The sequence below is a fragment of the Streptomyces sp. NPDC060209 genome (genome assembly GCF_042728155.1).
Taxonomy (GTDB): Bacteria; Actinomycetota; Actinomycetes; order Streptomycetales; family Streptomycetaceae; genus Streptomyces.
Genome location: NZ_JBHWZS010000259.1, coordinates 1 through 12,129 on the forward strand (window position 1 = coordinate 1; position 12,129 = coordinate 12,129).

Annotated in this window: 12 protein-coding genes; 8 read left to right on the plus strand and 4 right to left on the minus strand. The window is 70.7% G+C overall.

Annotation, left to right across the window (positions count from 1 at the left end; translation table 11 throughout):
- Positions 1–76: 76 nt before the first annotated feature.
- Positions 77–511: a nucleoside deaminase gene (locus ACFWFI_RS33435; protein WP_387397683.1), complete on the minus strand. Its 435-nt coding sequence runs from the start codon at positions 509–511 to the stop codon at positions 77–79.
- Positions 508–1,329 (minus strand): TIGR03619 family F420-dependent LLM class oxidoreductase, encoded by an 822-nt coding sequence (locus tag ACFWFI_RS33440; RefSeq protein WP_387397686.1) that lies wholly within the window; start codon positions 1,327–1,329, stop codon positions 508–510. The genes ACFWFI_RS33435 and ACFWFI_RS33440 overlap by 4 nt, the downstream gene beginning before the upstream one ends.
- A 93-nt stretch (positions 1,330–1,422) precedes the next feature.
- Between ACFWFI_RS33440 and ACFWFI_RS33445 the strand changes: the two genes are divergently transcribed.
- A complete protein-coding gene (locus ACFWFI_RS33445) occupies positions 1,423–1,869 on the plus strand; it encodes an Lrp/AsnC family transcriptional regulator (RefSeq protein WP_387397688.1) in 447 nt (148 codons plus the stop codon).
- Between the two features lie 31 nt (positions 1,870–1,900).
- Here the strand turns inward: ACFWFI_RS33445 and ACFWFI_RS33450 are convergent, their stop codons facing one another.
- A complete protein-coding gene (locus ACFWFI_RS33450) occupies positions 1,901–2,854 on the minus strand; it encodes a MurR/RpiR family transcriptional regulator (RefSeq protein ID WP_387397690.1) in 954 nt (317 codons plus the stop codon).
- Between the two features lie 216 nt (positions 2,855–3,070).
- On the opposite strand from ACFWFI_RS33450, the gene ACFWFI_RS33455 reads away from it, so the two are divergent.
- The 6 genes from ACFWFI_RS33455 to ACFWFI_RS33480 all read left to right on the plus strand — a co-directional run bounded on the left by ACFWFI_RS33455 (position 3,071) and on the right by ACFWFI_RS33480 (position 9,201).
- On the plus strand, positions 3,071–4,498 hold the full coding sequence (locus tag ACFWFI_RS33455) for an MFS transporter (RefSeq protein WP_387397693.1): 1,428 nt from the start codon (positions 3,071–3,073) through the stop codon (positions 4,496–4,498).
- Positions 4,495–4,962, plus strand: coding sequence for a GAF domain-containing protein (locus ACFWFI_RS33460; protein WP_387397695.1), 468 nt, complete (start codon positions 4,495–4,497; stop codon positions 4,960–4,962). The genes ACFWFI_RS33455 and ACFWFI_RS33460 overlap by 4 nt, the downstream gene beginning before the upstream one ends.
- 75 nt (positions 4,963–5,037) lie before the next feature.
- Positions 5,038–6,273 carry a metal-dependent hydrolase family protein gene (locus ACFWFI_RS33465; RefSeq protein ID WP_387397698.1) on the plus strand — a complete coding sequence of 412 codons (1,236 nt, stop codon included), beginning with the start codon at positions 5,038–5,040 and terminating at the stop codon, positions 6,271–6,273.
- A gap of 126 nt (positions 6,274–6,399) precedes the next feature.
- Complete coding sequence (locus ACFWFI_RS33470) at positions 6,400–7,212, plus strand: arylamine N-acetyltransferase family protein (protein WP_387397701.1); 813 nt, start codon at positions 6,400–6,402, stop codon at positions 7,210–7,212.
- Between the two features lie 296 nt (positions 7,213–7,508).
- Positions 7,509–8,720: a pyridoxal phosphate-dependent aminotransferase gene (locus ACFWFI_RS33475; RefSeq protein WP_387397704.1), complete on the plus strand. Its 1,212-nt coding sequence runs from the start codon at positions 7,509–7,511 to the stop codon at positions 8,718–8,720.
- A gap of 82 nt (positions 8,721–8,802) precedes the next feature.
- The gene (locus tag ACFWFI_RS33480; RefSeq protein WP_387397706.1) at positions 8,803–9,201 is read left to right on the plus strand and encodes an SCO4983 family protein; all 399 of its coding nucleotides are present in this window, start codon (positions 8,803–8,805) and stop codon (positions 9,199–9,201) included.
- A 171-nt stretch (positions 9,202–9,372) separates the two neighbouring features.
- Here ACFWFI_RS33480 and ACFWFI_RS33485 read toward each other — a convergent pair whose 3' ends face one another.
- Positions 9,373–11,199: a phosphoenolpyruvate carboxykinase (GTP) gene (locus ACFWFI_RS33485; RefSeq protein WP_387397709.1), complete on the minus strand. Its 1,827-nt coding sequence runs from the start codon at positions 11,197–11,199 to the stop codon at positions 9,373–9,375.
- A gap of 207 nt (positions 11,200–11,406) precedes the next feature.
- Between ACFWFI_RS33485 and ACFWFI_RS33490 the strand changes: the two genes are divergently transcribed.
- Entirely contained in the window at positions 11,407–12,090 is a 684-nt protein-coding gene (locus tag ACFWFI_RS33490) for a PAQR family membrane homeostasis protein TrhA (protein ID WP_387397712.1), read from the plus strand.
- The last annotated feature ends 39 nt before the right edge of the window (positions 12,091–12,129 follow it).

Consider the following 12,129-nt stretch of genomic DNA (forward strand, 5'->3'; position numbering starts at 1 on the left):
GTCCGGTGGCCGGACCTCCGCGTGCGGCACCCGCCGGTCCGCCCGCCGCACGGCCACGGACCGTGCGCGACGGGAGTCATGAACGGTAGTAGGCCTCGATGGGAGCGCGCGCCTCGTCGAACAGTGCCGGACCCTCGGGCGCCACCGTCGGCCAGGCGCCCGACTCCGGGTTGAGTTCGATGAGTTGCTCGGTGGACAGGGCGTAGACGACCCGGCCGAGTCCCGAGCGGACGAGGCCGCCGGCGCACATGCCGCAAGGCCGGCAGCTGGTGTACATGGTGGTGCGCGCGGCCGCCTGGGGGTCGAGCTCACGGGCGGCCCAGCGGGCGAGCTTCAGTTCCGGGTGTGCGGCGATGTCGTTGTCGCGCCGCACGGTGTTGTGGGCTTCGACGAGGATCGCGCCGTCCGGACCGGCAAGCAGGGAGCCGTACGGTGCGTCGCCCAGGGTGACGGCATGGGCGGCGATGCCGATCGCACGCCGCAGGAGCTTCTCGTCTGCAGGGGTGATCACGATGGTGTCCTCCGGTGGGTGGTCACGGCGGCCAGTGCCTGCCAGGCCGCGTCGGGCCGACGGGTCTCTTCCGGGTCGCCGTGGTAGGGATCGAGCACGACGGTGTCGGCGCCGAGCCGGTCGAGCTGGCCGAGATCGTCCAGGATCTGCTCGAGGGTGCCGACGCCTGCGAGACGTTCGTGGCCCTCGACCGGTTCGGCGGTGATCCGCAGGGCGATGCGGGGCGCGAACGCCGGCAGGGAGTGGCTGGTCACGGCCGACCGCATCCAGGCGAGGGTGCCCCTCAGCGGGTGCCAGGCGTCGCCGAACCTGACGGCGCGCCGGATCGCGGCCTCGCTGTTGCCGCCCACCCAGATGGGGATCCGGGGCGCCGCGCCGCTCCCGGACACCGAGCCCCGAGCGGCCCGCAGGACCTCCAGGTACTCGTCGGTCAGTCTGCCGCGCGCGGTGAACTGCACACCGAGCGCGTCGTATTCCTGGCGTGCCCATCCGATGCCCACCCCGAGGACGAGCCGGCCACCGCTGAGTTCGTCGAGGTTGGCGGCCATGCGCGCCACCAGCAACGGGTGCCGATAGGGCAGCACGAGCACGGTCGTTCCCAGCCGCACCCTGGTGGTGAGGCCTGCCAGCCAGGACAGCGTGGTGAACGGCTCGTAGAACGGCTCCGGGTATCGCTCGGCCACATCCGGGGTGACGGCCACATGGTCCGACACCATGAGGAGGTCGAGGCCGAGGTCCTCCACGGTCCGCGCCCACTCACGGAGCACGCCAGGATCGGTGCCCGGGCCGAAGTTCGGTACGTTGACGCCTAATTGCATACTGCGAAACTATCCCGGCGATCAGCGGACGAGGAATAGGTTTCTCCCGGTTGCAGGGGCGTTCTGCCATGATTCTGCCGTTAGAATCACGGCATGGCCGTGAATCTTGACGATGTCGACTGGGCGATCATCGACCTCCTGCAACGGGAGGCGCGCATCTCGCTCAGCGAGCTGGGGCGGAGGGTGAACCTCAGCCAGTCCGCCACCACCGAGCGGGTACGGAACCTCGAGGCACTGGGCGTCATCACCGGCTACCACGCAACGATCGACCTGACCGCGGTCGGCTACCCCGTGCTCGCCGTCGTCCGCCTGAAGTACCCGGGAAACCGCCACCAGCCGCTGAGGAAGCTGCTCGCGGAGCGCCGGGAGATCCTGGAGTGCCTGCGCACGACAGGCGACGACTGCTACACCCTGAAGGTGGCGGCGACCTCCATGGAGCATCTGGAGGCACTCATGGACGAGCTGGCCGGCTTCGGCAGCACGAGCACCAGCGTCGTCTACAGCCAGACCCTGCCGAGCCGCGGACCCGCCAGGCCCTGATCAACGGTCCGCCGCACGTCCTCCCGCGCCCTTAATGATCGGCGGCCCCGTTACGCGGCCGGGGGCGCCGGTGCAGCAGGCCGAAGCGGTCCCACTGCGCTTCGGCGGCCTCGATGGCCCGGCGGGTCCGCTCGGGGTCGATGGCGGCGAGCTCCGCCACGACGGCCTGCACCACGGCGGTTCCGGCCGTGAGCGAGGGGAAGAAGGACACGCCTTCGGCCGGCACGAGCACGACCTCGTCCGCCGCCTCGGTGAGCGCGGGGCTCGCCGCGTCCGTCAGAGCGAAGACCTTCGCGCCGCGGCGGTGCGCCTCCCCTGCCGCGAGGACGGTGCTCGCGTAGAGCCGCCAGAAGCTGATGGCGACGAGCGCGTCCTCGTCCGTCATGTCGGAGATGACATTGGCGAGTTGGGCGTCACCACCGGTGATCGCCGTGATGCGGTAGCCGGCCAGCCGCGCGTTGTGCGCGAAGGCGATCCCGGTCGCCGCGTAGCTCCCGTCGGCGACCACGACCGTGTGCCGGGCGGCCGCCACCGCTTCGGCGACCCTCCGTATGGCACCGCCGTCGAGCCGGCGGGTGAGCAGGGCGACACTGTCGAGGTCACGGCGCAGGGACGCGTCCGCCACCCCGTCCGTGGCATGGTGCTCGGCGGCGACGTCGGGGGCGCTGAGGGCGGACAGGTAGCGCGCCCTGAGCTCCTGCTGGAGCGCGGGCCAGCCGGCGAAGCCGAGGGCCTGGGCGGTGCGGGTGACGGTGGCGATGTTCACCCCGGCCAGGGACGCCAGCTCGGCGGTCGGGGCGAAGGAGGCGCGTCGCGGCTGGGTGAGGAGGACGTCCAGGACGGCGGTGCCCTTGCTGCGCAGCCCGCGCGCGGGGAGCCGGCCGCGCAGCCACTCCTCGAAGCTGTCGCCCGCGTCAGGGGCGGCCCCCGTGCTTTCGGGTCCGCGCTCCACGTCGGCGTCGGCGTCGGGTCCTGCTGCCGCCACTGGGCCTCCCTCTGTTCTCCTCGGTTCCCGTGAGGCGGGCCGGCGGCGCGCTCGCGGGCGTCCGACGCACTCGCGGGCTCCCCGGTGCTCGCGGGTCTCCGACGTGTTTCCGGCCCAGGCTACCGGTGTAACGATCAGAAAAATCTGCAACAACCATTGCAGTTCGTTAATTCTGCATACTACGTTGCCTCCAACTCGAAGACCCGGAGGTGCGGCATGACGCTGTTGGCCCGACTGGACCGGCTGCCGCTGAGCAAGCCCCATTACGCCCTGCTCCTGATCGGCGGCCTCGGCTACACGTTCGACGGGATGGACTCGGCCGTCGTCGCCTTCCTGATGCCCAGCGCGCAGGAGGCCTGGGACCTCGGCAACGGCGCGCTCGGCCTCATCGGCTCCGCGTCGCCCTTCGGCTTCCTCTTCGGGGCCGTGGCCGCCGGGCTGCTGGGCGACCGCATCGGCCGCCGCAAGGTGATGATGTGGGCGCTCGCCTTCTACGCCTTCTTCTCGCTGGTGGCCGCCGTCGCGCCCAATTACGAACTCTTCCTGGGCGCCCGGGTCCTGGCGGGCGCGGGGGCCGGCGCGGAGAGCGCCATCATCGCCCCGTTCCTCTCGGAGTTCGTGCCCGCCGCGCGCCGGGGCTGGTTCGTCGGGGCGCTCGCCGGCTTCTTCTCCTTCGGCTTCGTCGCCGCCGCGCTCATCGGCCGCTTCGTCGTCCCGACCGTGCCCGAGGGCTGGCGGGTCGCCCAGGTGATCACCGCACTGCCGGTGGTGATGCTGCTCTGGTGGCGGCGTTCCCTGCCCGAATCGCCGCGCTATCTGATCGCCCGGGGAGAGCTCGCGGCGGCGGAACAGGTCGTCTCCGATCTCGAACGCAAGGTGGAGAAGGCCATCGGCAAGCCGCTGCCTCCCGTACCGGTGGCGGACGCGGCGGCGACCGCTGCCGCGATCGCGCCCGCCCGTCCGGCACTGGGCCTGTTCGGCGCCCTGAAGTACCTGTGGAGCGGCAGGATGGCCCGCCGCACCGCGATCACCTGGCTGATCTGGTTCGTGATCACGTTCTCGTACTACGGCTTCTTCTCGTGGATCCCGACCCTGCTGATCCAGCGCGGCATCACCGTCACCAAGAGCTTCGAGTTCTCGATCATCATCTATGTCGCCCAGATCCCCGGATACTTCTCCGCTGCCTGGCTCTCGGAGCGGCTCGACCGCAAGAACGTCATCGCCCTCTATCTCACCGGCTCGGCCCTCAGCGCCTTCTGGCTCAGCCAGACCACGACCCCGGTGTCGATCACCCTGGCGGGGGCGGTGCTCTCCTTCTTCCTCAACGGCACCTACGCGGGCGTCTACTCCTACACCCCCGAGGTCTTCCCGACCTGGATCAGGGCCAGCGGGACGGGCCTGTCCAGCGCCTTCGGCCGGGTCGGCTCCATCCTGGCGCCGGTGATCATCGGGGTCTCCTCCGCGAGCTTCGGCTTCGCCGGTGTCTTCGGCCTGACCACGGCCGTGCTCGCGGTCGGAGTGATCTGCACGGTGCTGTTCGGCGTGAGCACGGCCGGACGCTCCCTGGAGGAGCTCACCGAACCCGGACCGGCACCCTCCGGCCTCACATCCGCGTCCACCACTTCAGAGGTGACCTCCCGATGAGCGACACGTACACGACCGGCCTGCTCCCCGCGCTGGAGGAGGAGATCCGCACGACGGTGGGCGTCCGCCTCTTCACCGTGCTGGCCTGGTTCCCCGAGCGGCGCGTCCTGCACCGCGTCCACAGCAGCCACCCCGGCCCGTACCCGGTCGGCGGCGAGAAGTCCGTCGAGGTGTCCGGCGGCTGGCTGGAGCAGTGCATCGAACGGCAGCTGCCCTATCTGGGAGCCGACCGCGCGGCGGTCCGCGAGGTCTTCGCCGACCACCGGACCATCGACGAGCTCGGCTGCGGTGCGGTAGTCAACGTCCCCGTCGTGGACGACGGCCTCACGCTGGGCATGCTCAACGTCCTGGACGCCGAAGGCAGTTACGACGACGCGTCCGTCCGTGCCCTCAGTGCCCTCGCCTCCCGGGCGGTCCCGGACCTGCGCGCCGTCTCCGCGCGGGCCGGCCGGACCACCGACTGACCCGACGACGCCGGCGCCGGGGCGCGAAGCGTCACGCCCCGCGCCTTTCACGACAGATCCACCGAGGAGACCCCCTTGTCACTGCTGCTGCGCAATGCCCGACTGCTCGATGTGGCCACCGGCGACTACCAGGAGGCCGACCTGCGGTGCGCCGAAGGGCGCATCGTCGAGACCGGCACCGCGCTGAGCGTCCCCGACGGTGTCAGGTCCGTGGACCTGGCCGGCGCCCCCGTGCTGCCGGGCCTGATCGACGCCCATGTCCATGTGACGGCATCCACCGCCGATCTGGGCGCACTGCCCTCCTCGTCGCCCAGCTACGTCACCGCCCACAGCGCCCGGATCATGAGCGGCATGCTGGACCGCGGATTCACCACCGTGCGGGACGCCTCGGGTGCCGACTACGGCCTGTGCGACGCCCAGGAGGAGGGGCTGCTGCGCGGGCCCCGGCTGTTGTTCTGCGGCCGCGCCCTCAGCCAGACCGGCGGGCACGGTGACAGCCGTGGCCGCGGCACACGGGTCAGCGACGACCACCCCTGCTGTGCGGGGCTCGGCAGGGTGGCCGACGGCGTCGACGCGGTGCGGGCGGCGGCGCGCGACGAGCTCCGCAAGGGTGCCCATCACCTCAAGGTGATGGCCTCCGGGGGCGTGGCCTCACCCACCGACCGCATCGACTCCACCCAGTACTCCATGGACGAGCTGCGTGCCGTGGTCGAGGAGGCCGAGGCGGCGAACCGGTACGTCGCGGCGCACGCCTACACGGCGCGGGCGGTCAACCGCGCGCTGCGGGCCGGTATCCGGTCGATCGAGCACGGAAATCTACTGGACGACGAAAGCGTGCGGCTGTTCGCCGAGTACGACGCGTTCCTCGTGCCGACGCTGGTCACCTACTGGGCGCTGAAGAAGGAAGGCCCCGAATTCGGTCTGCCCGCCGACAGTCACCGCAAGGTGGACGAGGTGCTGGGGCAGGGCCTCGCCGCTCTGGAGCGGGCCGCACGGGGCGGGGTCAGGACCGCATACGGAAGCGACCTCCTGGGCGGGATGCACCGCCACCAGAACGAGGAGTTCCGCATCCGCGCCGAGGTGCAGCAGCCGATCGACGTGATCCGCGCGGCCACCTCCACGGCCGCCGAACTCCTCGGCATGCGGGGCAAGATCGGGACCCTGGAGCCGGGCGCCCACGCCGACCTGGTGGTGCTGCGGGGTGACCCGCTGACGGACATCGGCTTCCTGGCCGATCCGGCCAACGTGGTGGGCGTCGTCCAGGGCGGTTCGGTGGTGTCCGCCGGGCAGGGGTCCCCGCTCGCCGCATGACACACGCGGGCCCGCGCCATGACCCGCCCGGGCCCGCCTCACGGCACACGTGGGCCGCGTTCCCCGTATCTCCTGTGCGGTCAGGGCATTTGAGAAACCTCTGAGGTGTCTGCGTAGTGTCGGGGTATGACACTCGACCTCGACGCCTACTTCGCCCGCATCGGCTGGTCCGGGGAGCGCCGCCCCACCGTGGAGGTGCTGCGGTCCGTGCACCGCGCCCACATGCTGGGCATCCCGTTCGAGAATCTGGAGCCCCTCCTCGGCAGCGCCCCGTCCCTCGCGCTCCCGGACCTGGAGAACAAGCTTGTCCGTGGTGAGCGCGGCGGGTACTGCTACGAGCACAACACCCTCCTCGCCGCGGTCCTGACCCAGCTCGGATTCCGGGTGACGCTGCTGACCGCGCGGGTGGTGGTGGGCGCCGCGCCCGGTGACATCAGGCCCCGTACGCACATGCTGATGCAGGTCGATGTGGAGGGTGAGCCCGCCCCCTACCTGGCCGATGTCGGCTTCGGCTCGCACGGCGCGCTGCTGGAGCCGATCCCGCTGGTGGTGGACGCCGAGCTGCTCGACACCCCGCGACGCCACCGGCTCGTGCACGCCCCGCACGACGGGCCGCTGGAGATGTGGGAGCTGCAGACGGACAAGGGCGGCTACTGGGAGCCGCAGTACGAGTTCACCCTGGAGCCCTTCGAGGCCCCGGACTACGACGTCATCAACTGGCACATCGCGACCAACCCGCGCTCACCGTTCCGGCAGGCGGTGTACGCCCAGCGCACCCTGCCGGGCCGGCACCTGGCCCTGTCCGGGCGGACGCTGGTGGAGACCGCCGACGACGGCACGGTCGTGGAGCGGGAGCTGAGCGACTCGGCCGAGGTGCTGCGGGTGCTGGCCGAGGACTTCGGCGTACGCCTGCCCGAGGGGACCGTTCTGCCCGGCTGACCAGGGCATACTCCCCGCCGGAACCCGGCACGAGCAGGCGCGGACGGGCACGGGGCCGGTATCCGGCAGCACGCCCCCCGGGCCGCGCACGGGCCCCCGCGTGGCGCATCTCACCCGGTCCCGTGACCGACGCCCGCATTCCAAGCCGCGGAGCCGCCCCGACCGGCCGTTCCCACGGTCCGCGGCCGGGGCGGCATGCCGATGGAAGACCCGGCGCGCCGTCGCGCGACCCCGTAGGGAGCAACCGGTGCGCGAACCGGGGGCACCGCGCGAAACACGGTCGTAAGCTCGCAGACATGCAGGTCATCCAGTCCACGAAGCTCGCCGGCGTCTGTTACGAAATCCGCGGCCCCGTGCTCGAGGAAGCGATGCGGCTCGAAGCCGCAGGTCATCGCATCCTCAAGCTCAACACGGGCAACCCCGCGGCATTCGGGTTCGAGTGCCCGCCGGAGATCCTCGAGGACATCCTGCGCAACCTCTCGGGCGCGCACGGCTACGGCGACGCGAAGGGCCTGCTGTCGGCGCGCCGCGCGGTGATGCAGCACTACCAGACCAAGGGGATCGACCTCGGCGTCGAGGACATCTACCTGGGCAACGGCGTCTCCGAGCTGATCCAGATGTCGATGCAGGCGCTGCTCGACGACGGCGACGAGGTGCTCGTCCCCGCTCCGGACTACCCCCTGTGGACGGCCTCGGTCTCGCTGGCCGGCGGTACGGCCGTGCACTACCGGTGCGACGAGCAGGCCGACTGGATGCCCGACCTCGCCGACATCGAGCGGAAGATCACCGACCGCACCAAGGCGCTCGTGATCATCAACCCGAACAATCCGACCGGCGCGGTCTACGACGACGAGATCCTGCGAGGGCTGACGGAGATCGCCCGGCGCCACAACCTGGTCGTCTGCTCCGACGAGATCTACGACCGGATCCTCTACGACGGCGCGACGCACACCCCGACCGCCGCCATCGCCCCGGATCTGATGGTGCTCACCTTCAACGGGCTCTCCAAGAACTACCGGATCGCGGGTTACCGCTCCGGCTGGATGGCGGTCTGCGGGCCGAAGGCGCACGCCTCCTCGTACATCGAGGGCCTGACGATCCTGGCCAACATGCGCCTGTGCGCCAACATGCCCGCGCAGCACGCGGTGGCCACCGCGCTCGGCGGGCGGCAGTCGATCAACGAGCTGGTGCTGCCGGGCGGGCGGATCCGGGAGCAGCGGGACGTGGCGTACGACCTGCTGACGCAGATCCCCGGGGTGACCTGTGTGAAGCCGAAGGGCGCGCTGTATCTCTTCCCGAGGCTCGATCCCAAGGTCTTCAAGATCAAGGACGACCGGCAGATGGTCCTCGACCTGCTGCGGGCCGAGAAGATCATGGTGGTGCAGGGCACGGGCTTCAACTGGCCGGAACCCGATCACTTCCGAGTGGTCACACTGCCGTCGGCGAAGGACCTGACCGACGCGGTGACGCGTATCGGGAACTTCCTGGACGGCTACAGCCAGCCCTGAGCGGCCGGCGCCTCCGGATCCGACACAACTTTAGACTCAATCTAAGATAGGATGGCCTTACTGCAACACCAGGAGGCCACCCATGTACGAGCCGATCCGCACCAAATCGGTCCACACATCGGCCGACAACGCCGATTTCCCGCACCGCAGCCGTGAGGACGAGCTGGACATCCAGCTCGCCGGGCACCTCGCGGCCCTGCTCGCCGTCACCGACGAGCTGGGCCTCGACGCCATGGGCGACCGCATCGCCGAGCAGGTGGCCCGGCTCCGCGCCGCGCCGCCCGCCCGGCACGCCGGACGGAGCGAGGCGTCCCCGGCCGCTCTGCACCGCCGGGCCCACGCCCTGGCCGGCCGCGCGCTCGTGGTGGCCGCGTCCCGCGCCGACACCGCCGCGGCGATCCTCGCGGCCGAGGCCATGGACGCGCACACCGCGGCCCTGTCCGCCCCCACCGTGCCGACCGTCCTGGTCGGCGCCCCCTGACGGCCCCGGTCCACGGGTCGCGAAGACGCGTGGACCGGGTGCCACACACGAGCCGGGTGCGGACCGCGCCCGGCACGTGACCTGTCGTACGCGAAGGCCCGCGCCGCCCCGAGGGGCTGCGCGGGCCTCACGCCGTGGCCTGCGGGCGCCCGCTCGGCTACGGGGCGGGGGTCAGCCCAGGCGCTGGACCAGCGCGCGGTACTCGTCCCACAGCTCCTTCGGCGTGTGGTCGCCGAAGGTGTTGAGGTGCTCGGGGATCAGCGCCGCCTCCTCGCGCCAGACCTCCTTGTCGACATTGAGCAGGAAGTCGAGGTCGGACTCGGAGAGCTCCAGGCCCTCGGTGTCCAGGGAGCCCTTGGCCGGCAGGATGCCGATCGGGGTCTCGACGCCCTCGGCCTTGCCCTCCAGCCGCTCGACGATCCACTTGAGGACACGGCTGTTCTCGCCGAATCCGGGCCAGACGAACTTGCCCGCCTCGTTCTTGCGGAACCAGTTCACGTAGTAGATCTTCGGGAGCTTCGACTGGTCCGCCTTGTCGGCGCCGACCTTGACCCAGTGCTTCATGTAGTCGCCCATGTTGTAGCCGCAGAACGGCAGCATGGCGAACGGGTCGCGGCGCAGCTCGCCGACCTTGCCCTCGGCGGCGGCGGTCTTCTCGGAGGCGACGTTGGCCCCGAGGAAGACGCCGTGCTGCCAGGTGAAGGACTCGGTGACCAGCGGGACCGCGGACGCGCGGCGGCCGCCGAAGAGGATCGCCGAGATCGGCACGCCCTTCGGGTCCTCCCACTCCGGCGCGATGATCGGGCACTGGCCGGCCGGGACGGTGAAGCGGGCGTTGGGATGGGCGGCGGGCGTGCCGGACTCGGGGGTCCAGTCGTTGCCCTTCCAGTCCGTGAGGTGCGCGGGCGCCTCCTCGGTCATGCCCTCCCACCACACGTCGCCGTCGTCGGTGAGCGCGACGTTGGTGAAGACGGAGTTGCCCCACATGGTCTTCATGGCGTTGGCGTTGGTGTGCTCGCCGGTGCCGGGCGCGACGCCGAAGAAGCCGGCCTCGGGGTTGATCGCGTACAGCTGGCCGTCCTCGCCGAACCGCATCCAGGCGATGTCGTCGCCGATGGTCTCGACGGTCCAGCCGGAGATCGTGGGCTCCAGCATGGCGAGGTTGGTCTTGCCGCAGGCGCTCGGGAACGCGGCGGCGACGTACTTGCTCTCCCCGCGCGGCGGGGTGAGCTTGAGGATCAGCATGTGCTCGGCCAGCCAGCCCTCGTCCCGGGCCATGACTGAGGCGATGCGCAGCGCGTAGCACTTCTTGCCGAGCAGGGCGTTACCGCCGTAGCCCGAGCCGTAGGACCAGATCTCGCGGTCCTCGGGGAAGTGCGAGATGTACTTGGTGGAGTTGCAGGGCCACGGGACGTCGGCCTCGCCCTCGGCCAGGGGTGCGCCGAGCGTGTGGACGGCCTTGACGAAGAAGCCGTCGGTGCCGAGCTCGTCCAGGACCTCCTGGCCCATGCGCGTCATGGTGCGCATGGAGACGGCGACGTACGCGGAGTCGGTGATCTCGACGCCGATCGCGGAGAGCGGCGAGCCGACGGGGCCCATGCAGAACGGGACGACGTACATCGTGCGGCCGCGCATGGAGCCGCGGAAGACACCCTTCTCCCCCGCGAAGATCTCCCGCATCTCGGCGGGCGCCTTCCAGTGGTTGGTCGGGCCCGCGTCCTCCTCCTTCTCGGAGCAGATGAAGGTGCGGTCCTCGACGCGGGCGACATCAGTCGGGTCGGAGGCGGCGTAGTACGAGTTGGGGCGCTTGACCGGGTCGAGTTTCGTGAAGGTGCCCTTGGCGACGAGCTCCCCGCACAGGCGCTCGTACTCGGCCTCGGAGCCGTCGCACCAGACCACGCGGTCCGGCTGGGTGAGGGCTGCGATCTCGTCAACCCAGGAGACGAGCTCCTGGTGCCGAGTGGGAACAGTGAGGGGAGCCGCGATGTCTCGCGCCACGATCGCTCCTTGTCGAGAGGGTGTGTTGTCAGGCCCCGTGGGGGCTGCGACCCGGATGCTGACCGCTTCGAATTCCCCTGGCGCTCATCCGGTGCCGACCGCACTCATTTGATCATCCGACTAACCCGCCCATATGTCCAGAGGGCCGCACACGTGAGCATCGCCACTCGGATCGGTTACCTACGGAAGCGTAGGTAGCATGCGGATATGACTTCAGCCGCCTCCGCGTCCGGACCCGTCGAGCTCACCGACCCCGTACCGGTCAGACCACGGATGCGTGGCTGGCTGCACGCCGGAATGTTCCCCGCGGTGGTCATTGCCGGAATCGCCCTGATCGCCCTGTCGGACAGCACGCGTGCGCGGGTCGCCTGCGCCGTCTACGTGCTCAGCGCCTGTCTGCTGTTCGGTGTGAGCGGGGTCTACCACCGGGGCACCTGGGGCCCGCGCGGCGAGGCCGTGCTGCGCAGGCTCGACCACGCCAACATCTTCCTGATCATCGCGGGCACCTACACGCCGCTGACCCTCCTGCTGCTGCCCGAGTCCACCAGCCGCCCGCTCCTGTGGGCGATCTGGGGGGCCGCGGCGGCCGGCATCGCCTTCCGCGTGTTCTGGGTCGGCGCCCCGCGCTGGCTCTACACCCCGTGCTACATCGCCATGGGCTGGGCCGCGGTGTTCTTCCTGCCGGACTTCATGCGCACCGGCGGCATCGCGGTGCTGGTCCTCGTCGTCGTCGGCGGGCTGCTCTACAGCGCGGGGGGCGTCATCTACGGCCTCAAGCGCCCGAACCCGTCACCGCGCTGGTTCGGCTTCCACGAAGTGTTCCACTCGCTGACGCTGGCGGCGTTCATCGTGCACTACGTAGGCATCTCGCTGGTCGCCTACCAGCAGTAACCCGCCTCCCCGGACGGCGAAGGGCCCGCCCGCCACGGC